Source organism: Roseivirga sp. YIW32 (assembly GCF_057219245.1).
Genome location: NZ_JBXVVG010000001.1, coordinates 342,675 through 367,384, shown reverse-complemented (window position 1 = coordinate 367,384; position 24,710 = coordinate 342,675). Strand labels below are relative to the sequence as shown.

General features: G+C 43.1%; 25 protein-coding genes. 9 read left to right on the top strand and 16 right to left on the bottom strand.

The genetic code is table 11. The features are described 5' to 3' along the window. Positions 1-44: 44 nt before the first annotated feature. The 6 genes from AC2D6U_RS01880 to AC2D6U_RS01855 form a co-directional block, all read right to left on the bottom strand. Positions 45-1,004: a DUF4097 family beta strand repeat-containing protein gene (locus AC2D6U_RS01880; protein ID WP_484719239.1), complete on the bottom strand. Its 960-nt coding sequence runs from the start codon at positions 1,002-1,004 to the stop codon at positions 45-47. A gap of 61 nt (positions 1,005-1,065) precedes the next feature. Next, positions 1,066-1,653 carry a hypothetical protein gene (locus AC2D6U_RS01875; RefSeq protein WP_484719238.1) on the bottom strand — a complete coding sequence of 196 codons (588 nt, stop codon included), beginning with the start codon at positions 1,651-1,653 and terminating at the stop codon, positions 1,066-1,068. Positions 1,654-1,695: 42 nt separating this feature from the next. Beyond that, the gene (locus AC2D6U_RS01870; protein WP_484719237.1) at positions 1,696-2,334 is read right to left on the bottom strand and encodes a porin family protein; all 639 of its coding nucleotides are present in this window, start codon (positions 2,332-2,334) and stop codon (positions 1,696-1,698) included. Then, positions 2,331-2,879, bottom strand: a complete 549-nt coding sequence (locus AC2D6U_RS01865; RefSeq protein WP_484719236.1) for a 3'-5' exonuclease — start codon at positions 2,877-2,879, stop codon at positions 2,331-2,333. Before AC2D6U_RS01865 ends, AC2D6U_RS01870 begins: the two co-directional genes overlap by 4 nt. A gap of 32 nt (positions 2,880-2,911) precedes the next feature. Beyond that, positions 2,912-4,366 (bottom strand): Na+/H+ antiporter NhaC, encoded by a 1,455-nt coding sequence (nhaC, locus tag AC2D6U_RS01860; RefSeq protein ID WP_484719235.1) that lies wholly within the window; start codon positions 4,364-4,366, stop codon positions 2,912-2,914. A 32-nt stretch (positions 4,367-4,398) separates the two neighbouring features. After that, positions 4,399-5,523, bottom strand: coding sequence for an NAD(P)/FAD-dependent oxidoreductase (locus AC2D6U_RS01855; protein WP_484719234.1), 1,125 nt, complete (start codon positions 5,521-5,523; stop codon positions 4,399-4,401). A 50-nt stretch (positions 5,524-5,573) separates the two neighbouring features. Between AC2D6U_RS01855 and AC2D6U_RS01850 the strand changes: the two genes are divergently transcribed. The 4 genes from AC2D6U_RS01850 to AC2D6U_RS01835 all read left to right on the top strand — a co-directional run bounded on the left by AC2D6U_RS01850 (position 5,574) and on the right by AC2D6U_RS01835 (position 9,468). Beyond that, positions 5,574-6,080 (top strand): DUF4442 domain-containing protein, encoded by a 507-nt coding sequence (locus AC2D6U_RS01850; RefSeq protein ID WP_484719233.1) that lies wholly within the window; start codon positions 5,574-5,576, stop codon positions 6,078-6,080. 66 nt (positions 6,081-6,146) lie between these two features. Beyond that, on the top strand, positions 6,147-7,298 hold the full coding sequence (locus AC2D6U_RS01845; RefSeq protein ID WP_484719232.1) for a DUF2911 domain-containing protein: 1,152 nt from the start codon (positions 6,147-6,149) through the stop codon (positions 7,296-7,298). 292 nt (positions 7,299-7,590) lie between these two features. Further along, complete coding sequence (locus tag AC2D6U_RS01840) at positions 7,591-8,190, top strand: hypothetical protein (protein ID WP_484719231.1); 600 nt, start codon at positions 7,591-7,593, stop codon at positions 8,188-8,190. A 105-nt stretch (positions 8,191-8,295) separates the two neighbouring features. Further along, positions 8,296-9,468, top strand: a complete 1,173-nt coding sequence (locus AC2D6U_RS01835; protein WP_484719230.1) for a DUF3667 domain-containing protein — start codon at positions 8,296-8,298, stop codon at positions 9,466-9,468. Here the strand turns inward: AC2D6U_RS01835 and hemL are convergent. From hemL to hisG, 8 genes are all read right to left on the bottom strand, one after another. After that, a complete protein-coding gene (gene hemL, locus AC2D6U_RS01830; RefSeq protein WP_484719229.1) occupies positions 9,465-10,754 on the bottom strand; it encodes a glutamate-1-semialdehyde 2,1-aminomutase in 1,290 nt (429 codons plus the stop codon). The genes AC2D6U_RS01835 and hemL overlap by 4 nt on opposite strands. Beyond that, positions 10,735-12,570: a hypothetical protein gene (locus AC2D6U_RS01825; protein WP_484719228.1), complete on the bottom strand. Its 1,836-nt coding sequence runs from the start codon at positions 12,568-12,570 to the stop codon at positions 10,735-10,737. The genes hemL and AC2D6U_RS01825 overlap by 20 nt, the downstream gene beginning before the upstream one ends. Beyond that, on the bottom strand, positions 12,570-14,099 hold the full coding sequence (gene guaA, locus AC2D6U_RS01820) for a glutamine-hydrolyzing GMP synthase (RefSeq protein WP_484720575.1): 1,530 nt from the start codon (positions 14,097-14,099) through the stop codon (positions 12,570-12,572). Before guaA ends, AC2D6U_RS01825 begins: the two co-directional genes overlap by 1 nt. 194 nt (positions 14,100-14,293) lie before the next feature. Beyond that, positions 14,294-15,190, bottom strand: coding sequence for a hypothetical protein (locus AC2D6U_RS01815; RefSeq protein WP_484719227.1), 897 nt, complete (start codon positions 15,188-15,190; stop codon positions 14,294-14,296). Between the two features lie 35 nt (positions 15,191-15,225). Then, positions 15,226-16,323 (bottom strand): bifunctional histidinol-phosphatase/imidazoleglycerol-phosphate dehydratase HisB, encoded by a 1,098-nt coding sequence (gene hisB, locus AC2D6U_RS01810; RefSeq protein ID WP_484719226.1) that lies wholly within the window; start codon positions 16,321-16,323, stop codon positions 15,226-15,228. Then, positions 16,320-17,369, bottom strand: coding sequence for a histidinol-phosphate transaminase (gene hisC, locus AC2D6U_RS01805; RefSeq protein ID WP_484719225.1), 1,050 nt, complete (start codon positions 17,367-17,369; stop codon positions 16,320-16,322). The genes hisB and hisC overlap by 4 nt, the downstream gene beginning before the upstream one ends. After that, positions 17,362-18,651 (bottom strand): histidinol dehydrogenase, encoded by a 1,290-nt coding sequence (gene hisD / locus AC2D6U_RS01800; RefSeq protein WP_484719224.1) that lies wholly within the window; start codon positions 18,649-18,651, stop codon positions 17,362-17,364. The genes hisC and hisD overlap by 8 nt, the downstream gene beginning before the upstream one ends. Next, a complete protein-coding gene (gene hisG, locus AC2D6U_RS01795; protein ID WP_484719223.1) occupies positions 18,648-19,508 on the bottom strand; it encodes an ATP phosphoribosyltransferase in 861 nt (286 codons plus the stop codon). Before hisG ends, hisD begins: the two co-directional genes overlap by 4 nt. A gap of 261 nt (positions 19,509-19,769) precedes the next feature. Here hisG and AC2D6U_RS01790 point away from each other — a divergent pair, with 261 nt between their 5' ends. The 4 genes from AC2D6U_RS01790 (at position 19,770) to AC2D6U_RS01775 (ending at position 22,480) form a co-directional block, all read left to right on the top strand. Continuing rightward, the gene (locus tag AC2D6U_RS01790; RefSeq protein ID WP_484719222.1) at positions 19,770-20,069 is read left to right on the top strand and encodes a hypothetical protein; all 300 of its coding nucleotides are present in this window, start codon (positions 19,770-19,772) and stop codon (positions 20,067-20,069) included. Continuing rightward, positions 20,020-20,640: a hypothetical protein gene (locus AC2D6U_RS01785; protein WP_484719221.1), complete on the top strand. Its 621-nt coding sequence runs from the start codon at positions 20,020-20,022 to the stop codon at positions 20,638-20,640. Before AC2D6U_RS01790 ends, AC2D6U_RS01785 begins: the two co-directional genes overlap by 50 nt. Before the next feature lie 16 nt (positions 20,641-20,656). Continuing rightward, a complete protein-coding gene (locus AC2D6U_RS01780; protein ID WP_484719220.1) occupies positions 20,657-21,295 on the top strand; it encodes a hypothetical protein in 639 nt (212 codons plus the stop codon). Between the two features lie 99 nt (positions 21,296-21,394). Continuing rightward, positions 21,395-22,480, top strand: coding sequence for an AI-2E family transporter (locus AC2D6U_RS01775; protein ID WP_484719219.1), 1,086 nt, complete (start codon positions 21,395-21,397; stop codon positions 22,478-22,480). Positions 22,481-22,498: 18 nt separating this feature from the next. On the opposite strand, the gene AC2D6U_RS01770 is transcribed toward AC2D6U_RS01775, so the two are convergent. After that, a complete protein-coding gene (locus AC2D6U_RS01770) occupies positions 22,499-23,434 on the bottom strand; it encodes a pyruvate kinase (RefSeq protein ID WP_484720574.1) in 936 nt (311 codons plus the stop codon). Next, on the bottom strand, positions 23,435-24,022 hold the full coding sequence (locus AC2D6U_RS01765; protein ID WP_484719218.1) for a hypothetical protein: 588 nt from the start codon (positions 24,020-24,022) through the stop codon (positions 23,435-23,437). Between the two features lie 84 nt (positions 24,023-24,106). Between AC2D6U_RS01765 and AC2D6U_RS01760 the strand changes: the two genes are divergently transcribed. Then, positions 24,107-24,664 (top strand): hypothetical protein, encoded by a 558-nt coding sequence (locus AC2D6U_RS01760; RefSeq protein WP_484719217.1) that lies wholly within the window; start codon positions 24,107-24,109, stop codon positions 24,662-24,664. Positions 24,665-24,710: the final 46 nt, after the last annotated feature.

Genomic DNA, 24,710 nt, shown 5'->3' with positions numbered 1-24,710 from the left:
TAGTTGTGCAGAGTGACCGTAATGAGATTCGCTGACCTATCGCATCAATCTTTCACCTCGGCACGACCAGAACCGGTGCTTATTCGAATCAAGATGTCCTTATTTCCAATCTTGGCTTCTTTCGTGTAGTTCCCTCGTCTCCAGCGTCCGTTGTCATCGTCATCTCCACTCACTCGGTCGAATTTGAAAGGTGCTCGGATATCGTCCTTGTCTTGGGCTTTCATGATGAATTCCCCCGCTATTTCTTGTCCATTGAAATCCAAGGTTGCATTTCCCGACCCCGTGCTGATCGAAACGTCGTGATTCAAGGCAGCGGCCAACTCGATTCTTGCGTTGCCTGAGCCTGTACTTACAGACGACCTTCCTGTCAATACAGCCTCCAGCATTTCAATGTTTCCTGAGCCTGTATTGAAAGAGATCGCACCTTCCAGCTGACTTCCTCGAATATTTCCTGACCCTGTATTGAGATCGGCATTTCCAGAGATTTCCCTAATACGAATTGAGCCTGAACCTGTATTTGCATCCACACTACCTTCCACACGATCGAATTCAATATTTCCTGAACCCGTGTTTGTTCTTGTATTCCCTTTGATATCAAAAACTTCAATATTTCCAGAACCAGAGTTGGCCTGAATCTCTATCGTTAATCCTTCAATCTCGATATTTCCTGAACCTGTTTTGAAATCAAGGGAAAGGCCGTCAGGCACTTCGATCGTCCATTCAGAGTAGCCTCTCGTATAGCGGCTTCTGCGAAACTCCTCTGAAATGATCAAGGAAGAACCCCGTTGTTCAAACTCGGGTTGATAGTCGTCTTCGTCGTAGGTATACACCAGGGTGACCTTTACCTCATTCGAGTTACCCTTTTTTATGGTACCATTGCCGGACGCAGTAGTTAACCTGATCCGCTCTACCCCTGAAAATGTCTTTTCAATGGTTTCTTGCGCCTGTAAGCTTATTGACGCGCAAAGTAAGGCGATGAATAGTGTTGATTTGAGTTTTTTCATTTCGATGATTTTCTTTGATAGACAGTCCTTCAGAAAAAAGGATGCACGAGAAAGAAAAAAATCAATACGACAGCTGAAAGAAAAGTCCGGCATTGACATTAAGCTGCAGGATTGGACACCATGATGTAGCCCCTGCGCCAGAGCCATCGGTACCAAACCATAGGGTTGACCCGGCATCAAAAACAGGAAGTAACATGTTGGCCATTAGGTTTACTCCGAAGCGATCCGTTACAAAATACCTCATGCCTCCCCCTAAGGAAGTTGCCAGCTTGATGGAACGTTCGAACTCATCAGAACGCGTAGAGAAGGTCACTCCACCTAACCTAAACGACATGAAAAAACTTGCCTTGTAGAGAGAAGAAGGGATTTCAGGTCGTATTCCAAGCATCCAATAACTTACGCTACCTTCTTCCCTAATGCGCAAATTATCAATTGAGGAGAACGCCGAAAGAATTGTCAACTGTCTGGAATAAAAGACCTCGGCACTGAACTCGGGTTGAATAAAATAAGCTACACTGCCACTAAACACCTCACTATTTTCAATTAGAGCAGAGCCCCCATTGATGGCAAAACTATTACGGCCCGAATAACCGGCAGATAAGGAAAACTCAAGTCTCTGTTGACCGAGTGCGCTGAGTGCAATCAGCATGAAAAAACAACATAGACGTTTTTTCATTTAGGAAAACGCAGTTTACTTGCTCAAGCGAAAGAAGATTCCGCCGTTGAAATTGAATTGTAAAATTGGAGACCAGGTAGAAACACCAACACCAGCTCCACCTGTTCCAAACCAGAGGTCAGCTCCTGCATCAAAGATTGGAAATAACATGTTCCCTGATAGCTTAATTCCCATTTGATCACTCAAGAAAAATTTCATTCCACCTCCGAATGAAGCCGCAAATTTTGTGATACTATCGGGTGTACCATCCTTCGTTGAGAAGGTTACACCTCCGAGGCGGATCGCAGTGAAAAAGTACATGTTAGGATTTAATCCTTGGAAATTCCGATTGGCTCCCAACATCCAGTAGCTCACATTCCCAGACTCTCGGAAATTGATATTATCAAAACTTGAAAACGCCGACAAGGTAGACTCTTGGCGGCTGTAATAGAATTCCACATCGAGATTATCTTGGATTCCGAAGGCCAAACTACCACCATAGGTACCTCCATCTCCAACGGTCGCTTTCCCTCCGCGAATATTGAATGAATTCTTAAATGTAAATCCACCAAAACCCGTGACCTCAATATCGCCTTGAGCGTTCACTTGAATGATGACAAAAAACAAAGACAGTGCAAGTAGTAGTTTTTCATTGTATTTTATAATTGAACTCAAAGGTAGCCCCAATAATCTAATTTCTTATACATCTCTAAGCATATCCAAGCGTCTGTTGCGGCATATTTTTTCTGCTTCTCGCTCAAACTTTCAGCCTCCCAATTGGAGGTTTGTGCAGATTTAGAAATACGAATATCAAGCACCATGGCAGACAAATTACGCGCACCAATGCTCTCCGCACCAAGTTCTGTAAAGGTGTCATTAAGGTCTATAAAACCCCCAGGCTCAAAATTCCGAATCTCTTTTAATAATTGAAAATCATCGATCAATCCGATCCCTACTTTTTTAATGGCTTCATCTTCTAGGAATGAGATCATCACATTGCTCAAGCCGGTACCTTTGATTCTGAAAAGATACACTTCCTTGTCCGTTGCCACTTGAATGAGAGAAATTCTTCTTCGTTGCCCTTTTTTGAAGGTTGGTTTGGCTTCTGTATCAAAACCCACTACTTCCTCCTTCAACAAATTGGCTAGGATTCGATCGGTTTCCTCTACATCACTTACAATTCGTATCTTTCCGTTGTAATGAGCTAGCGGTCTTTCCATGACCTCGTCTTTGGATATTGCCAATGGAAACATCATAAGGCGGCCTTGGTTTCTTTTCTCATGCGGATCTTGATCTTAAAATAAGCGAATGCAATGGTCATTAACGGACTTAAATAGTTGAATACGGCATAGGGTGCATAGGCAAAAGTAGATACTCCCAACACATTGGAATGGTAAGCTCCACAGGTATTCCAAGGCACCAACACAGAAGTAACTGTTCCAGAATCTTCCAAGGTTCTACTTAAATTTTCTGGTGCTAATCCCATCTCCTTGTAAATGTCAGCATACATTCTTCCGGGCACCACAATAGCGAGGTATTGATCTGATGCCGTAATGTTAAAAAAGACACAGGTTCCAACAGTTGAAGCCACCAATGAACCGATGGAATTGATACCCGAGATCACGGCCTCAGCAATTCTTTTTAAAAGTCCTGAAGACTCCATAACACCACCAAAGATCATCGCGGAAAGAATCAACCAAACAGTTCCAAGCATACCATACATACCACCGGAACTTAAAAGTTCGTCTACTATCTCATTGCCCGTTACAATGGCAATACTTCCGTACATTGATTTCATCACTCCGACAAATGATTGCGTCGCAGAGGTCCCACTCCAGTCAGCAACAGTTCTGACCACCTCAGGCTGAAAGATCAATGCAAATACAGCACCTAATAAGGCACCAATGAGTATAGCCGGAAGAGCAGGCATTTTTTTGATGATTAAAAAAACCACCACACCAGGAACAATAAACAGCCAACCTGAAATATTAAATTTTGAACTTATAGCTGCCAAAATTTCTTCTGTTTGCCCTACAGTACCCTCTACGTTGAAGGTAAAACCTAATATCAAAAAGACAATCAATGCCACGGATATAGATGGAATGGTGGTATAGGCCATGTAACGAATGTGTGTAAATAGATCCGTACCCGCCATGGCCGGAGCAAGATTGGTGGTGTCTGACAGAGGAGACATCTTATCGCCAAAATATGCCCCTGAAAGAACCGCACCGGCGACCATGCCTTCATTAAGTCCTAATGCTTTACCAATTCCAATCAGTGCAATGCCCACTGTGGCAGCGGTTGTCCATGAACTTCCCGTGGCAATGGAAACAATGGAGCAGACAATACAAGCAGCAAACAAAAAAATTGTCGGATTCAACACCTGTAACCCGTAATAGATCATGGCCGGTACAATGCCCGAAAGCAACCAGGTACCCGCCAAGGAACCAATCAATAATAAGATAATGATCGAGGCCATGGCACTACTGATGCTCTTCACAATACCGTCTTGAATGTCGGACCAAGGCATTTTCAATCGGATAGCCACTAAGGCCGCAACGGCGGCTGAAAAAATAAGAATCAATTGGTTCGACCCATCTAAAGAGGCATCACCAAAAATTCTAACATTAATAAAAAGCGCAATGATTAAAAAAAGTATTGGTATTAACGCTTGCAGTAAGCTGGGCTTCTGATACGAATAGTTCATTAGTAAGTAGTGCTAAGCGAGCAAGATAAGAATTATTCAGAAGTCAGCATCATCTGAGCTAAATCCAATCCTAATTGGCTCCCAATGGCCACGCCCATGCCTCCAAGCCGAGCTCCCACAAATACTCGATCACTCGTGCGTCGAAGTATGGGTTGTTTATTCTTTCCAAAAGCCATGATTCCAGACCAAGTTTGCGCTATCTTCGCTTGCCTATCAGGTAGTATCATTTCATGAAGATCCTTTTCTAATTTCATCAGGATCTGTTGATTAATGCCAAAGGTTGTCGTGTTTTCTTCTTCATAAGCGAGGTTCCTACCCCCACCAAAAATCACCCGATCTTCATAATTTCGGAAATAATAATAGCCCTCATCATAATGAAAGGTTCCTTGAAAGGGCAAGCCTTTGATGGGCTCTGTGATCAGGACCAATCCTCTACCCGGTTCTAAGGGCAATTCAGGTAATAGTTTTTTTGAGAAAGCATTCGTGCAAATCGCTACCCGTTCTGCTTTGAAAGTCAAGTCACTGTTGACGACCACTCTGACACTGTTTTCCTCTTCTTTAATCGCATCAACCTCAACCCCACTATAGACTTCGACCCCTAAGGAAGCGGCATAGGCTTGCAAGCGTTTCATCATTTTACCCGTATGGATCTGCCCTTCGAATGGATTATATACCATCTGGTCAACTCGAGAAGGGTTGAAGCCAAATTCCACGATCTTTTGGTCGCATAGAGAGTACACCTGAGCTTCGAAGAGTGGGTAAAGCAACTCATTGATCTCTTCTATTCGGTCGACAGCTTTTACCTGTTCTCCTACTAATAATTCGTATCCACCCCACTGTCTAAAGTCGATCGCTTGTGCTCCTAATCTTTGCTTCAAGAGACCTAGCCCTTCCCAACGAACCTTGATCAAGTCCAATACCTCTTCGCGCGACATCGTTTGAAGGTCGGCCAATACTTCTGTTAGACTACCAAAGCAAGAAAACCCAGCATTTTTGGTACTGGCACCACTTGGAAAGATTCCTTTTTCCAAAACCAGTACTTTTTTGGACTTGTCCATTTCCTTGATAGAAACGGCTGTTGACAGCCCCACTATACCCCCACCGATGACAATATGGTCATAGGTTAAAAAAACATCTTGCTCCCAAAAACTTAACATCTCAACGACTTATCATTAGATTCTCTAAATTAAAAGAAATTATTACCGCTATGTTTGATCCTGCTACCCTATTTGAAAAGGCAAAAAATTCAAAGAGACATTTAAGTTTGTTGAACTTCGGTTTGGTCCGAATGATTCCCTTCAACAAACCCCACGGATTTAAAATCACCTCATTAACAGATTGGTCGGTGACGGTAAAGATCCCATATAAAAGAGCCAATTTCAATCACATCAAAGGTATTCACGCCTGTGCACTCGCCACTGCCTCTGAATATGCCACCGGACTTGTCCTGCTCAACAAACTCAATCCGAAGAAGTATCGGATCATCATGCAAAAGATGGAAATGCAGTACCACTACCAAGCAAAAAAAGACACCCGCGTGGTCTTTGAGATCACTGAAAGTTGGCTCAATGAAACAGTCATCGATCCTCTCAAAACGCAAGAAGCTGTGGCCATTAATTGTGAGGTACGCTCCTACGACTTAGACGATAATCATCTCACTACAGGAAACATTTTCTGGCATATCAAAGCGTGGGAAAAAGTGCGTACGAAATAAGTGCCATTGGTATAATTTCAACTACTTCTGAATCATGAACTGCTATTTTTATCCACAAACAGCGCGATGAGGTTTTTTCTGCTTATTCTACTCACCTGCATTTCGGTTTTTTCCTGTGTTGAAAAACAAGCTCAGGAGTCCTTTTTCTTAACAAAGCTCGGAAATGACACCTTGGCTATTGAGCGTTTCTTGATTGATCCGGACTCACTTACCGCAGATGTTGTCTTACGAAGTCCAAGAACATCTCTTCGCAGGTACCAAATGAGTTGGGATAAGCAGCAAAGAATTAGCGAACTGGTGGTCACTGATTTTACCTCAGTGAATTCCTTCAATGCAGGTAATGGTGAAATAATTCAAAAATATACTTCGGAAGGAGACAGTCTACGCATGATCTCCTTCGGAACGGCCAATGATCAAGCCCGAAAAATCCCCAATAGAAGTGAGCTAATTCCATTCATTGACATGGTTCACTGGCCTTTTGAGTTGGCCTTTAATCGAGCAAGCAAAAGCAAAATAGACTCCATAAACCAATACATGTTGTCGGGAAGAAGGGTATCCAATTTCATTATCCACCGAGTTAATGACGGTTTTTACACGCTCAGACATCCCTCGAGAGGTGTGATGGAAGTCAACACAGGTCAGAAAGGCGAATTATTAAGTCTTGACGCTGCACAAACCACTAGAAAACTCAAAGTTGAGCGAGGGTTTGACCTCTCTTTTGATGTATTGGCAACACGTTTTGCCGAAAATGACAAGATCAACTCTCCATTCGGCACCTTGTCTCCTGCCGTGACAAATGAATACTTCTTCAAAAACAGCAGGTTCGAAGTGAACTACGGATCTCCGTTGAAAAGGGGGCGCGATATCTTTGGAGGTATTGTACCCTATGATCAACGGTGGAGAACCGGCGCCAACAGAGCAACTCACTTTAAGACTTCAAGAGACTTATACCTCAATGGAAAAAGACTGCCAGCCGGTGAATACACCTTATTTACAATACCCGAACCAAGTGGAGGAACACTGATCATCAATAGTCAGACTGGACAGAATGGTCAGTCGTATGATCAGTCGAGGGACTTTATGCGTGTACCGATGCAAAAAGCCGAGAGCAACTCCACCGTCGAAGCATTCACTATCGTCATTGATGAGACTTCTAGTGGGGGGCAACTCCAGCTCATGTGGGATCGGACGATCTTCTTCGTTGACTTCACATTTTGATCTGGGTTTGTTTTTGGATTTGCACTCAGCACTGATTGAATAGCACAGAATATTCTAAAAATCAATAAATATTTTTGAATACACTTATTTGCTATTGGTCATCATTTTTTCACTGAACACATGCTGAAAAAGGGCTATACAGCTCCGTATCCTCATGTTTTCGCTTTTTGCTAATTGTTTTTCTTAATAATTATTCTCTAAATTCGACTACCTCTTGGGAGGTATTTTCAATCAACCTAAGCACATGTAAGACGGAATCATGCTTTCCAACAAATCAATTCTTTCAAGGCTATTGGGGTCAAAAAAGCGTCGCTTTTATGAACAAAGCAGGGTTGATTTTTACACCAGCCGCAACAAGCTGGCTTCTTTGGCAGCCTTTGAAAACTTACTGTTTCCTTCAAACATCAACGCACAGCACACGCAGACCCTCATCAATTTAGATCGTTTTGATTTTGGCCAAAGTCCTAAGCAATTAATCAAGACCAAAGGTAAACCCAATTTCTCGATCAAAAGAGATTCTGTAGTAGAAGGACATGAAGTACTGTTCTACAAAAAAATCTTTAATGGACTGAAATGCATTCAACAGTACCATTTCTTTGATCAACAGTTTTTCTATGGCCATGTAGAATTTCGCAGTGTACCGAAAGATTTTGATGTACAACTCGAAGAACTACTACAGAAAAAATACTACATTTCATTAGATCAGGGGAACATCATTACCGATGATTTAAACAATATAATCACAGTCCACACAGGCTTAATTAAACAAATGACCTATTTGAGCAGTTCTTTTAAAATAGTCAATCCTTTACGATTGGCGCTTAGACGTCAAAGCACTCAACAATCTGCATTGCAACCTAAACACTTAGAGAAGCTTATCCATATGATTTAGACTTCCTTTCACCTAAACAATGTAGAACTAGGCCGATACTGCGTATCGGCTTTTTTTGTGCAAATTGTTTACATTTAGGCTCACAACACCTTGTCTTCTCACTTCATGAAAGAAAAGAAAAGAAGAAGTACTTTTTGTAACAACTGCGAATCGGAGCTTCAAGAGAATTATAACTATTGTCCTGTCTGTGGGCAAAGCAACTCTGATAACAATGTCTCCTTTTCTACTTTGATGAAGGAGTTCATGGATAATTACTTGGGGATTGATTCGAAGCTTGCCCACAGTGTGGTTCCTTTTGTTTTGAGTCCCGGTTCATTAACCAATCGATTCAATGACGGGAAAATAAGGCGTTTCATTCATCCGGTTCGCTTGTACTTTGTGATGTCGCTCTTTTATTTTTTCACCATCAGCTACCTACTTTCGGATTATGACCTTCGCTCTTTTGATGAAGAGATAGAATACACCTCTGCTACTCTTGATGCCATAAAAGAGGATGATGTTTTGAGCCTTATTCCTGATAGCACCAAAATCGCCTTGTTCTCTGAGCAAGTCGGGAACGACTTCAAAGATGTTAAAAACTTCGAGACTCTATTGGATTCTTTACAATCTACCTACGGAGAAGATTTTCTTGCAGAAACAAAAATCAACCTTCGTGGCATTCAAGTACCTCAAGCAAAAGGTGAAACCACCATAGATCGCTACCACCGATTGGCTAGAGATCGGTCCCTAAGTGACGATGCCTTTATGGATTCCTTAAACCAAGGGAACGATTTCAATTTAGATTCTGGTTGGTTTGATGAAGAGGATGGACAGCACATTGCCCAACAGGTGCGGAAAATTTTTGAAAACGACGAGGGCTTCAAAAATTTCGTATTGGGCAATTTACCCTTAATGATGTTCATCCTGATCCCTCTTTTTGCCGCTATCCTGAAGTTCGTCTATATCCGATGCAATCATTTATACATTAAGCATGTAGTGAATGCCCTACATGTCCATTCATTTGCTTACCTGATGTACGGCTTAAGCCTTATCATTATGTTTAGGCTGGTAACAGAAGAAATATTTCCAAATGCTAACATTGCACTCTCCAGAGGGATAATTGCAGGAATATTTTTTGTGATCGTCAGTACTTATGCCTACATCTCTTTCTTGAAAGTGTATAAGCAAGGATGGTTCAAAACCTTGATCAAGTTCAACATCGTTGGCTTTGTCTATGCCATCTTGCTTCAGATCTTTTTCTATTTTGAATTGTGGATCAGCTTTTGGTATTACGGCTAGACTAATTTTTCTAACGCGCGTTTGTTCGCGGCAATGATCTGATCGGCCAGTTCACCAGTAATAGCTGTCGAAATAAACAAGGATTCAAATTGAGAAGGTGGTAAGTAGACACCTTCCTCCAACATGTTTCTAAAGTACTTTCCAAAAAGTGTAGTATCCGTAGATTTTGCCGTCTCAAAATCGATGACTTTTTGTTGAGTAAAGAACAAACTGATCATCGAGCCGATACGATTCATGGTATAGGGCAAACCCAAGGCGTCCAGATTATTTTGAAAGCCCTTTTCCAATTTCGCAGTGATCAAAGCGAGGTCATCGAATAAGGTCTCATCGGCTACGATCTGTTGCAGCATCGCTCTGCCAGCAGCCATGGCAACCGGGTTTCCGGACAATGTACCTGCTTGATAAACTGGTCCTGCTGGAGATACAAAGTCCATAATCTCCCGCTTTCCACCATAGGCTCCTACTGGCATCCCTCCTCCAATGATCTTGCCTAGCGTGGTAATGTCAGGCTGAACATTCAAAAGTCCTTGAGCCCCTGCCTTAGACAATCGAAAACCTGTCATCACTTCGTCAAAGATCAAAACGATGTCCTGGGCATCACAAATGTCTCGAAGCCCTTCAAGGAAGCCTGGCTCAGACAAAACACAGCCCATATTGCCGGCTACCGGCTCGACAATGATCGCTGCTATTTTTCCGTGGTGATCATTGACCGCCTCATGTACTTTATTAAGGTCGTTGAATGGTACAGAAATGGTATCCCTGACCACCCCTCGTGTTACACCGGGACTATCCGGTTCTCCTAATGTGATGGCTCCGCTTCCTGCGGCAATGAGAAATGAATCACCATGTCCGTGGTAACAGCCTGAAAATTTAATGATCTTGTCTCTACCCGTATAGCCTCTGGCCAAACGAATCGCAGACATGGTCGCCTCTGTACCTGAGTTCACCATTCGCACTTTTTGAATGCTTGGCACCATCTCACAGATCAATTCGGCCATTTCAACTTCGATGGCGGTAGGTGCGCCGAAGGAAAGTGAATCTTTGATGGCCTTGGCAACAGCCTCTTCAATTTGCTCATTCCCATGCCCCAAGATCATTGGACCCCAAGAGTTGAACAGTTCAATGAACGCATTATCATCTTCATCATAGATGTAAGCTCCTTTGGCTCTCTTGATGAAGAGAGGGTTACCTCCTACTGCCTTGAAGGCTCTTACTGGTGAGTTTACTCCTCCGGGTATGAAGGATTGTGCTTGAGAGAATAATTCGTTACTGCGGATGGTTTTCATTGATCTCGTTATTCCTTAGTTCGATTTTCGCTTCCCTAACTTTCAGATAAGGAATAAAGTTATTGTCTTGTGTCAATCGATAATTGAAAGCGTCAATCAATTCTCCCTCCATATCGGCGTTTCGAACCAGCCCCAACTGTAAGTATTGGCCGTAACGATCAAGCAGTCTGCCAAAATTCACCATCAGGTCATAGCCCAAATACTCATCACCCAACAAATCGGTTTTTACTGGATTGGTCATGTATTTTTGGATAAAGCGTGTCCTAAATTCGGATACTGAGGCTGAATCGTAAGGGATGAAGTTTGATCCCAAAAGAACTGCATCTAAGCGCTCTAACTGATCTAAGGAAATACTCTGTTCCGCTGCTAAGAAACGACTGCTGGTCATGATGGCGATCGTATCGGGTCGTGCATCAATTCCACTTAAAGCGCTTGTCACGAGAGAAGAATAATCAGAGGCCACAAAGACGTGACCGATACTATCGGGTAGAATCTTCAGGGTGTCGTAAACAAAATCCATTTCATCGTAGATCTCCCATTCCTCTTCTCCTGCCATGCGAAGAGAATCCATCTCGGCCATCATTTCCTCAACAACTAAGGAATCTCTAGCCAATTCCTCTTCGTCCAGTAACATTTGCTGAATTTTCACTGATTCATTAGGAAGTATTCCTTCAAAAATGACCACGTTAAACGAGTCCTTTTCGATCAATTCTCTGTAGAGGTCTGCCCTGTCCTTATCGGCCACCCCACTGTAAAAGATCGCAGCATTCTTGTTTTCTGTAAAATGATTGACACTATAGTCTGCCGCTTTTCTCGCGATGGATTCATTGCTTGGGTAATAAAGAAAAGCAAAAGGATTATTCTCGATCACCTCATTATTTGCTGAAAGCGGATTGATCATGTTGATCTTCTTTTCTTGTGCAAATTCACTCATCAAGGCAATGCTTGACTGCGTAACAGGACCAATGATCAGATCAAGCTCATCAAGTTCTCCTGATGAAATAATCGTAGCCAAATCTGTTAAGCCTCTGGTATCGTAGGTCAACAAATTGATCGCCACACCCTCTTCCTTAAGTTTTTCAACACCTAGCTGAAGGCCATAATACAGTTTGGTTGTCCATGCGCGCTCTACTCTAACCAACGAAGCAGAATCTGATCGATAATAAAAAGGCAAAAACAAGCCCACATTGTACATGGACTTTCGTGGAGATTCTTCAATTCCGTCTAAAGCAACGGACAGTGTTAAGTCATAATTTCGTTCAAGCTGCATCAGTGTCTCGACGTCTTGCTCAGGTCGTGGCTGACTCAAGATCTGATCTGCCAATCTAGATGCAATCACCTGTTCATTCGGAAAAGCAGCTAATACCTCTTTCAAAAGATCAATAGAGGTAATTGAAGAGGTCGCGCTGAACTTCAATGCCTCAATATCTTGGGCCATACCTCTGTCCGTTATTCTGTATAGGTAGTCAAATGTTTCTTTAAGACGCGTTTGCTCGGCACTGATCTTTGCTAACCAGAAATACGTTTCGTTCTTTACCTCCCAATACGGATACTTTTCAAGAACCTGCAAAAACATGTTCTTGGCCGCGTCAAGGTCGTTTGAATGGTAAGCAGCAATTGCGAAGTAATAGTTTGCCCATTGCACCATTTCATTCGCTCCATCTAGTGCAGTGATTTTTCCAAAACTGCTTTTTGCTAAAGCGTATTGTTGTTGATCAAAGTAGGCTTTCCCGGCTTCAAAATTCTCTTTGATATTTTGCGCCTGAGTAAATCCAGCTATGGTCAGTAGTACAAAGGTGATCCACAATTTCTTCATTATTCCCATTCAATGGTTGCTGGTGGTTTCGAACTAATGTCATAGACTACTCGATTGACTCCCTTTACCTTATTGATGATCTCGTTGGAAACATCTTGAAGGAAATCATAGGGTAGATTGACCCAATCGGCTGTCATTCCGTCTAAACTGGTAACGGCTCTGAGTGCGACCACTTTTTCATACGTACGCTCATCACCCATAACACCAACGGATTGCACAGGCAATAGCATAACACCTGCTTGCCAGACATCGTCATAAAGTCCACGTTCCTTCAACCCATTAATAAAGATGTAGTCTACTTCCTGGAGAATGGCCACCTTTTCTGGTGTAATATCGCCAAGGATACGAATCCCTAAGCCCGGTCCCGGGAATGGGTGTCTGCCAAGGATATTTTGATCGATCTCAAGCGAACGCCCTACGTTTCTGACCTCATCCTTGAATAAGGTATTCAGCGGCTCTACAACTTTTAGGTTCATCTTTTCCGGTAATCCCCCAACGTTATGATGCGACTTTATTGTGGCAGATGGTCCTTTTACAGAAACAGATTCAATCACATCAGGATAAATTGTTCCTTGACCCAGCCATTTCACATCTTGAATTTTGTGGGCTTCTTGATCGAACACTTCAATGAATACTCTACCAATGGCCTTGCGCTTGTCCTCAGGGTCTGTCAAACCTTTTAACGCATCATAGAATTGTTCCTTAGCGTCAACGCCCTTGACATTCAGTCCCATACCTTGATAAGACTCCAAGACGGATTCAAATTCGTGCTTTCTCAAGAGACCATTATCGACAAAGATGCAATGCAAATTTTCTCCAATGGCATGGTGAATCAAAACGGCTGCAACTGAACTATCAACGCCACCGGAAAGACCAAGAACAACTTTATCATTGCCCAAGGTTTGCTTCAGCTCCTCTACAGTGGTCTCTACAAATATGTCCGGTGTCCAATCTTGAGCACAACCGCAGACATGCACCACAAAATTCCTTAATAAGGTTTTCCCTTGCTCGCTATGCGTTACTTCCGGGTGGAATTGGATGCCATAGGTCTCTTCATTGGCGACTTTATAGGCCGCTACTCGTACAGATGACGTACTTGCAATGACATCAAAGCCTTCTGGCAGGTCCGAAATGGTGTCACCATGTGACATCCAAACCTGAGAATCAAGGCTTATCGCCTTCAACAATTCAAAATGCGTATCGACACGATTCAAGCGAGCACGACCATACTCCCTTATTTCAGAAGGCAATACATTACCCCCATACTTTTGCGCCATCAGTTGGGCACCATAACAGACTCCTAAAACTGGAAATCTATTTCTGAATTGGTCAAGGTCAACATCCGGTGCATCTGCTTCTCTGACAGAACAAGGACTTCCTGAAAGGATAAGGCCTTTGATGTCGTCTGTGATCTCTGGAATATGGTTATACGGATGGATTTCGCAGTAAACGTTTAATTCTCTTACTCTTCTGGCGATGAGTTGCGTATACTGTGATCCGAAGTCTAGAATGAGGATCTTTTCTGCCATTCGCAAAAATAACATTAGCCTAGACTATTCCCCAATAATTGAGATTGATTTATGGAATACCTCCGATCTAAAATGGGCTGCGACAAAAAGCCATTCCATTTCTTTTGAGGGAGGAGAAATCACCACCAAAACCATTCCATGTATTCCTGCTCAGCAACCATACCCCTCCTGAAGTCAATTGCATGGATCACTTTTTAGTCTTTGTTAAAATGGTAACGAATGCCAAGAGTGAAAGAATTCCAATCCCACCAACGAAAGCCCGTATTGTACTCCATACGAAAGGCAAGCCTGCTCAGGTTATATTGAAGCTGGGAACGCCAGAAAAGTGGATTATCGCGATTGCCTAAATACCCCGTGTATCCTGAAACATCCGAGTCAACTTCCCATTTACCGTAAGACCATTCTAAACCACCTCCGTACAAATAGGCATCATTCTGTAAATGATTAGACCCTCCGGGTAAATTGTTTTGATTGGTCTGCCAGGTAACGAAGCCCAACATGGCTTTCACCATTAGCTGTTGATCGTTGGTTTTGATCAAGGTTTTACCAAAATGACCACCATAGGTGTACTGCCCATGATCCGAGAAGCGGGCATTTTCAATCCCGGATCCCGTCGTGCTTTTGACTTCAACATTAAAAAGCGCGTTTATGAAGTGCTTTTCTTCATTGAACACGACAACATTAAACCCAAACAACACATCACCTGTATCATTTCCTCGTGCGGCAAAGTTCATCATCCGCCGCTCATCTCTAGTTTGGGCGTTGGTTTCCCATTGTTCAAAAGGGACACTCATAATGTAGAGATTGACCCGATCTTTGGCCACTGGAATATTCATTCTGGCGAATAAATTCTGTGTGCTTTCGCCATTCCCTTCATGCCATTGCCACTGAAGATCTACCCAAAGTTTCGCATCATAAGTGCCATTGAATTGACGCACAACGGGAAGTGCATTGGGGCCCATGTACCCAGGAGAAATGTTGATGTATCTTCTGCGGTTTGGTCCTGCGGCATCCGGGTAATTGTGCAATTGGTTCCACCAGTCCCAATAGTTTTGGCCAAAGGCCATGAAAGGGACTAAAAATATGCACACAAAAAATATCCTTTTCATCGGAAAAAAACTTCCCTCTAAAGTACACCTTTTGTGCTAGGTAATTTATCTAGCTCATCTGCATTTCGCTTGACCGCCATTTTGATCGCCTTTGCCAAGGCCTTGAATGTCGCTTCGATCTTATGGTGCTCATTCTTACCCTCTACCTTAATGTTGAGGTTGCATTGTGCTGCATCAGAGAAAGACTTGAAAAAGTGCATAAACATTTCGGTCGGCATGTCGCCAACTTTTTCGCGTTTGTACTCCGCCTCCCATACCAACCAGGGCCTGCCACTAAAGTCAATGGCCACTTGTGCCAATGCTTCATCCATAGGCAATAGAAAGCCATACCGATTGATCCCTCGTTTATCACCAATCGCCTTTCTGAAGGCTTCTCCAAGAGCAAGTGCGGTATCTTCAATAGTATGATGTTCGTCGATGTGCAAATCGCCTTTCACTTGAACACTTAAATCACTTCCAGAATGCTTGCCGAGCTGGTCGAGCATGTGATCAAAGAAACCCAACCCGGTATCGTTATGGCATTTCCCTGACCCATCAATGCACAGATCAATCTGAATATCGGTCTCATTCGTCTTTCTAACCACCGAGACCTTTCGAGGCGGTAGTTGTAAAAAACCAAAGATCTCGTCCCACGAGGTGGTGGTTAAGGCGGCTCGATCACTCGATTCCTCTGCAATGAGAATCGCTTGTGCACCTAAGTTTTCAGCGAGTTGTACATCAGACATTCGATCTCCAAAAACATAGGAATTTGCGAGGTCATAATCACCTTCAATGTATTTGGTGAGTAGACCTGTACCGGGTTTACGCGTAGGTGCATTTTCATGCTCGAAGGTTCTGTCAATGCAGATCTCGTCAAACACTACGCCTTCATTTTCGAGTGTCTTGAGCATTTTATTGTGCGCCGGCCAAAAGGTTTCTTCCGGAAATGAATCTGTCCCCAAACCATCTTGATTGGTAATTATCACCAATTCATAGTCCAATTGCTCTGCGATTTTTCTAAGGTTGGAGATTGCTCCGGGTAAAAATTCTAACTTTTCTAAACTGTCTACCTGATAATCTGTCGGTGGTTCAACAATGATCGTTCCGTCACGATCTATAAAAAGTACCTTTTTCATAAGATGTCTTTCAATGTATTGAGCAATGTTTGATTCTCTGCTTCTGTTCCCACTGTAATTCTTAGCCCTTGTTCACAAAGCACCACACGCGAGCGGTCTCTAACAATCACTTTTCTTTCGATCAATCGTTGATAGATCTCCGTTGCATTAGAGCGTAGCTTGACCAGTAAGAAATTGGCATCTGTAGGATACACCTTTTCAATGCCCGAGAGTTGATTCAATCCAACTTCCAGCAGTGCCCTGTTTTCTTTGATCTGAGTGACCATACGGTCCTTCTCTTGGTGATTGTCTAATGCTTCTAGTAGGGTTTGCTGCGTTAGGCCACTTATGTTGTAAGGCGGTTTGATCTTGTTCAAGATTTGGATTATTTCCTTACTGGCAAAGGCCATCCCTAATCTTAAGGAAGCCAATCCCCAGGCTTTCGAAAAAGTTTGTAGTACAAGAAGATTTGGATATTCCTCTAATCTGTTGATCCACGAATCTCTTTCTGTAAAATCGACATAGGCCTCATCGATCACGACTAGCCCATTAAATTTCTTCAAAACCTTCAGAATTTGTTCTTCGGCAAGGTCATTCCCCGTGGGGTTATTCGGAGAACAGATAAAGATCAATTTCGTCTGTGCATCTATTGCCTTTAAAATACCATCGCCATCCAACTCAAAATTGGGTGTAAGCAAAACTTTCTTTACGGCTACCCCATTGATATCTGCACTGACCCGGTACATCCCATAAGTCGGTGGATTGATGATGATATGATCGCGCTGCGGCTCGCAAAAGGCACGTAGCAAAAGATCTATGGGTTCGTCGCTGCCGTTGCCAAGAAAAAGATATTCCCAGTTAACTGATTTGATCTCTGCGATCCTTTTTTTCAAGGCCACTTGGTAAGGGTCAGGATATCGATTCCATGAGCTTTTTGTGATCGAACCTAAGGGGTTTTCATTGGCATCCAGGAAAACACCCTCCTCTCCTTGGTAATCATCTCTTGCAGAGGAATACGGCACCAGGTCACGCAAGTGTGGTCTTAGTAAGGCGGTGGGATCAAACATCTTTCAACCAATTTAAGCGCAAAGTAACTGCATTCTTATGTGCTTCCAATTGTTCTGCCTCAGCCATTTTCTCTATTGTCGGCCCTAGGGTCTCCATACCTTTTGCCGAAATTTCCTGATAAGTGATCATTTTCATGAAACTATCTAAGGACACCCCGCTGTACATTTTCGCATAACCATTCGTGGGTAACGTATGGTTCGTCCCTGATGCATAATCACCAGCTGATTCAGGGGTGAAATGCCCTAAAAATACTGAGCCCGCATTGATGATTCGATTGGCAATTGGCCAAGGTTCATCCACAGAAAGGATCAAATGTTCTGCACCATATTCGTTTAACAGATCAATTGCATCCGCTTCATTTTCCAGCACGATGGCGACCGAATTAGCCAAGGCTTTTCGTGCCATTTCTGCCCGAGGTAATGCGGTAAGCTGTTGTTCGATTTCTTCAATCACCTCTTGCACAATGTCTTCATGACTTGCGACCAATACTACTTGGGAATCAACGCCATGCTCTGCTTGGGAGAGCAGGTCAGCAGCGACAAAGGCTGGGTTTGCAGAATCATCTGCATAGACTGCTACTTCCGACGGGCCAGCAGGCATATCAATGGATAAGCCGGATTTCGTAGCCAACTGTTTTGCAGCCGTAACATACTGATTACCGGGTCCAAAAATCTTATACACTGCTGGAACGGTTTCTGTTCCGTAGGTCATGGCAGCAATTGCCTGAGCGCCACCTACTTTATAGACCTGAGAAATCCCGATCAAATGGGCGGTATACAAAATGGCCGAAGGAATTTCTCCGTTTTGATCCGGTGGAGTACAAAGGACTATGTCACGACAGCCTGCGATCTTCGCGGGTATGGCCAACATGAGTACTGTAGAAAAAAGAGGCGCTGTCCCACCCGGAATGTACAATCCTACCTTCTCAATAGGAACGGCACGCCTATAGCAATGCACACCAGGCATCGTTTCTACCTTAAGTTCTGTGCGGTGCTGTGCCTGATGAAAAGCAGTAACATTTGCAGCAGCCGTTTGAATGGCTTCTTTCAAATCATCATCGACACGATCTGCTGCGGCCTCCAATGCTGCCGTAGTTACCTTTATTTCCTGAAGGTCTATTCCATCAAACTGCTTGGTGAATCTCTTTATTGCCAGATCTCCTTCTGATCGCACGGCATCCATTACAGGCTGCACTTGGGAAGCGATGGTTTGAAGGTCCATCGTAGGTCTCTTCAATATGCCTGCCCAAGCTGACCGATTTGGGTTAGTGTACTGTTTCATATGATCATTTTCTCGATCGGAACCACCAATATACCCTGCGCACCTTCAGATTTTAGATCTTCAATGATCTGCCAAAAGTCATCTTCTTGAATCACAGTATGCACTGAACTCCAACCTTCCATCGCCAAAGGAAGAACAGTAGGACTCTTCATTCCCGGTAGAATTGAAATGATCTTATCAATATTATCCGTTGGGGCATTCAATAAAATGTATTTATTACTTTTTGCCGTTTGCACAGCATCCATTCTGAACAAGAGCTTATTGAGTATGGCTTTCTTCTCCTTTGAGAGGTTTTTGCTTGCCAATAAGACAGCCTCCGATTGGTAGATCTCTTCTACCTCCTTTAAGCCATTTGACAACAAGGTGGATCCTGAGCTGACAATGTCACAGATACCATAGGCCAGACCAATGCTTGGTGCAATTTCTACCGAACCACTTATTTCATGGATCTCAGCATTGATGTTATTTGCTTTCAGGAAGTCGCTTAAGATCTTCGGGTATGAAGTGGCGAGACTTTTTCCCTCGAAATCCTGAACTCCTTGGTAAGGAAGGTTCTTGTCGATCGCCAAGGACAATCTGCATTTAGAAAAGCCTAATTTCTTCACCCAATCGACCTGTTTGTCCTTTTCCTCAGCCTCATTGGCACCAACAATGCCAATGTCTGCGATTCCGTCTTGCACATAGCCCGGAATATCGTCATCTCTCAGGAATAAAAATTCCACTGGAAAATTAGAAGCCGCCGCCATGAGCTTACCCGTTCCGTTATTGACCTTGATCCCACACTCTTTAATTAGTTTCAAGGAATCATCGCTCAAGCGACCTTTTTTCTGTACCGCAATGCGTAAAACATCTTTCATTTGTTTGTTCAACAGCGTAATTGAGAAATTGATTTAAGAAATAGTGGATTTGTATAGAAGTGACCACATAGGTCACCATGGGTTAATTGCATCTCTCTCAAAAGAGATGATGGAAGTGATGTGCTTGAGCAGCTCGTGAAAAGATTTGATCCTTCATGTTCGCGAGATCAAAGATAAGCAGGTCGATAAAAATGACAACGAAATTATGGAGAATTATCAACGACCTTTGGCGCATTATTGATAATTTTATACTAGAAAAAAATGCACAAGAACAATCGCGTTCGCATCGTTACTTGCTTCTTGCTCTGTTTGTCAGTCACGATCCCTATGGTGGCACAAGGTTTCGACAGCACACAAATCGGAAAGAAATACCCATACAAACTCCCTATTCTTGGTGATAAAGCCTATACGCGAGGATATAAGCTGCCATTACCTCATGGGGTTATGGTGAACTCCATTTTTAATCAGCAAAACATTGTATTAGAGAACATGGAGTTAGCCTTTCTTTGCGGTGAGCCTCAACTATGGGGAAGTATGGGGAGAGCAAGTGATCCGTCTTGAGGCACCTATTGCCTTTGAGAGCGTCACAGATATCAAAGGGCGTTATTACGCCTTGGATTTCCTGATGGTAGCTCCTCTTGGCCCGCTAAATTTGGCAGTAAATTGGGCTCCGGCATGGACCACCAATGAAAGACTTTTAGATCCTGTTCGGGCAGATGTGGTCAGTGGCAGGTTAGTCTACAATTTTCCTATTGGACAAAAACCGGATCGCTTGTTAGGGGTGTGGGTTGGTGCTCAATATCAAAAATTAGCTTCGAAAACTGAGGGCAACATTCCCTTGCAAGAAGCCGTGGACCCTGATGGGCAATTACAGCAAAGAGTAGATACTTGGTACAACGGATTGACACCACTTCAGCAGCAACTTTATGGAAACCGAGTATACGATGCCTTTAACAATGTCATCGATACAACTGTCCATTATCGATTCGACAAGCGTTTAGAAAACGAATTTAACTTACTATTCGGTGGTCAATATCAATTCAATAGATCCTGGCAACTCAGGGCTGAGTATGGTGCCATCAATTCTAAACAACAAGTACTTCTCTCTCTTAATTATGCATTTGGACTTTAATTTTAACTAACAGAAAATGAAAAACTCAATTAAACTAAGCGCGCTAAGCCTATTATTCATCATGCTTTTTACCGCTTGTGGCGGTGGAGGTTATACCTATCAATGGGTGCAACCCAAATATGAAAAAGAGACCTATGAAAACGTCATGGTGATCGGGATTGGCCAAAACTTAGGCGCAAGACAACGTTTTGAGAATGCAATGGTACAGGCATTTCAGGCACAAGGGATCACAGCTACTTCTTCTCTTACGTGGATGAACAACAACAATGTCGACCAGAATGCTGATGCTGAAACGCTCGAAAAAGTCTTGAAAGAAAATGGATTTGATGGCGTGATGACCGCTGCCGCGATCGATAAAGACAAGGAAACAAATTACGTGCAGGGAAATACCTATCCGGGTTATTACGGTAGAGGGTTTAGAGGCTATTATGGATACTATGGAGGTATGATCCAAGAACCCGGATATTATACCACCACCAATGTCTACATGCTACAATTCAACTTTTATCAATTGAACAATCCGGGTACGGAAGCATACAATGCACTGGTGTGGACAGTTCAAGACAAAGTAGATGAACCTAGCAATCCTGAAAAATTCACGCTGAAGTATTGTACCAAACTGGCTGAATCCATGATGGCAGATGGATTGTTCTAACAGAATTAGTTTCCAAAACCAAAAGCCCACCAGAAGTGGGCTTTTATTTGTATTGACAATCGGGTCAAAAGAAGTAAATTTCTCAGTAAATCAGGTGTTATGAGTTCCAGTTCTTTCGATTTAACCAAAAAAACGATAGACGTCCTGGTAAGAATCGGGCTGCTCGCCCTTTTGGTTGCCTGGTGTATCATGATTTTAGTTCCTTTTGTTGCCCCGGTGCTTTGGGGGATTTTGATCTCCATAATTCTTTACCCAGTATTTAACCAACTCTCTGCTCGTCTTGGAGGTCGCACCAAACTCAGCTCAGTTATTCTTACCGTGCTCATGCTCCTCCTCATCTTAGCCCCAAGCCATCTCTTCTTTGATTCTTTAATTTCTGGTGCAAAACAGATTGGTTCGGCGCTGGAACAAGGAGAATTCAATTTTCCACCGCCATCAGAAAATGTTCGGGATTGGCCCTTGATCGGAGATAAGACCTTTGAAGTTTGGACCCTTTTTGCCAATAATTTAGATGATGCATTGCTCACGTATCAAGATCAAGTGACTAAACTAGGCAAGGGCATCTTGAGCATCGTTTTCGGCACAGGAAAGGGTATCCTGCAGTTTGTCTTTTCCATCATCATTGCAGGTGTTCTTTTGAATTATGCTGAAGCGGGAAACTCTTTTTCAAACAAGTTTTTTAGAAAAATTGCAGGAGATAAAGGAGCGGATATTACTGAACTCAGCAATCGTACCATACGAAATGTAGCCAAAGGCATTATTGGTGTTGCTTTTATCCAAGCCTTTTTAGCCGGTTTGGGTTTTCTATTGGCGGGTGTTCCTTATGCTGGTTTGTGGACCTTGTTGGTATTGATGTTAGCCATTATGCAATTGCCGCCAACCTTGGTATTCATTCCAGCAGTCATTTATTTGTTCTCTCAAAGCACGGGATTTGGGCCATTTGTATGGGCTTTCTACTTCATCGTTGTTGGGCTCAGTGATAATATACTGAAACCTATCATGCTCGGAAAAGGTGCTCCTGTCCCTATGCTTGTCATCTTTCTAGGGTCCATTGGTGGATTCTTCACGTCAGGATTTATTGGACTTTTTGTAGGGGCGATCATCTTATCCCTCGGGTATCAACTTTTAAACAACTGGGTAGAAGGGGAAGAAGAAGCTCAGCAACTGACTGAGAAGACGCCTTGACGGTAGACGTCAGTTGACTCAATTATTTTGAACATGTTGCTTGGACCAAAATTCCTCGGCCACTTTTAACTTGCCTAAGGTTGCCTGTTTTTTGTATTGATGCTGCTCCATCCTGAATAGGATGTCGTTGAGTGTCTGCATCGCTTTGCCGATGTAAGGCCCTTTATTCAACATGACACATTCAGCTCTAACAGACATTGCCGCATCAGTGATCTCCGCCCGGCTTGCAATGCCTTTCTTTGCTAAACCTTCCAGCACTTGTGTTGCCCAAATGCAAGGAATCATCGCTGCCTCACAAATCCACATGATCTGTTCTTGTACTTCAGATAACCGCTCTGGCCCCAATTCTACAGCCAAGTCGCCCATCGCCGTCATAATGCCGATATTCGGACTTTCCATTCCTTGCAAGATCAAGGAAGGCAGGTTGGTAAATGCCTCCCTATTCTCAATTTTTAAGACCACTCCAATTTCTTCCCTTCCCCTTTGGATCAATTCCTTCTGCAGGTGCGCCACATCGCTCGGTGTGCGAACGAATGAATAGCCTACAATGTCGGCATGTTGGCAAACGAAATCCAAATTGGTCAGGTCTTCATCCGTTAAAGCCGGTAGGCTCAACCGTGTATCAGGTAAATTGATCCCTTTCTCTTTTTTGATCTTGACCCCTTCAGGTGCCGCTTGGGTAACCAGGATCTTGATCGCCTTGTCAAGCTTTTCCTCGATAACACCACCCACTTTTCCGTCATCAAACCAAATATGATGACCCACTTGTACATCCTCGATAATTTCAGGCAAACTGCAGGTCAGCTTGGCCAAGCTGGAAGGCTTTGTTACAATTGCCTCGTCCGCCATCAAAAATCGATCGCCCTCATGAACCAAAAGGAATTTCTCCTTTGGTTTTGTCGGATCTGCAGGATACCACTGGTCTGTTCGAATCTTAGGACCAGAAAGATCAATTTATACTGAACAGGACTTAGCCATTTCCTTACTCACTCTGCGGACATTCTGCACGAGCTTTAACCAAACCTCAGCATCGTCGTGTGAGCAATTGACTCTTGACACTTGCATGCCGTTTTGTAGTAACATCTTTACATAGCTTGGATCGATAGCTTCTGTGGGTAATGTCACCATAAGGCATGTTCTATTCAGCTGTTGACCAAATAAGCGCTTGGAGTTTTCCTGAAGCTTTTTGGCACTCTGTGCGTAATTGACCGGATGGGTGCCAAAAGGATATTTCCCTTTGAAAGGTTCACCAAGCTGCGCATGGAGTAAATACAAGATGTTCTCCACATTGGCTAATACTTGGCGTTCAGCATGACTCAATGAACTCAAGCCTAAGTTGGTGAGTTGAGCTTGAATATCCCGAAGATCAACGTCTCTCAGGAGGAGATACCTCAATAAATTTTTAGCGCTGTAGCGATAATTCGGATGCAAATGAGCCAATTGGGCGTTGATCCATTTTTCACGGTTGATCAGCACATGATGAACAGCTAAGATCTTCTTGATTAATTGTTTGATGATTCGCTGTTGGGTGGGCTTGAGCATGTATAAGTCTAACAACTATTCCCGCAAAAAAGTGTCAGCACCACGCACTGTTGCCAACGTATTGATTACTTTAGTTTCGAAAACATGCTAACAGACGACTTCAGACAAATGAAAATCTTTCCCTTTTTTATATCCGCTATCTGCTTCTTTAGCGCTCCACTACTTGCTCAAGAAGATACCGAAAGCAGTAAAAAGAGTGTCCTGACCATGAGCATCGGTCATGCACACATCGGTCAAGGCGTTCAAAATGGGAACAGAAAAACACTGGTATTGCCAGCTTGGGGTTTGAACTATGATCGGTTAATCAATGAAAAATGGAAGATTGGCCTTCATACGGATATTATTGTGGAAGAATTTGAAGTGGAGATCAAAGAAAATGATGTGGACATTACGGTCAGTCGATCCAGACCCTTCTCCTCTGCGCTGACCGTATCGCATGAACTCACCGATTTCTTAGCCGCTTCCATTGGCATTGGTAGGGAGTTTGCACCCGAAGAAGATTTCAACTTAATAAGGATAGGGATCGAACCTTATGTTGAATTACCCAATAATTTTGAAGTTGTGGGAACATTCAGCGTTGATTTCCGCTTCGAAGCCTACAATGCCTTTAACCTAGCCTTAGGCATTGCCAAGCGATTCTGATGGCACAGCGAAATACAAATTAATCTATACTTTTGTGGTGTTAATT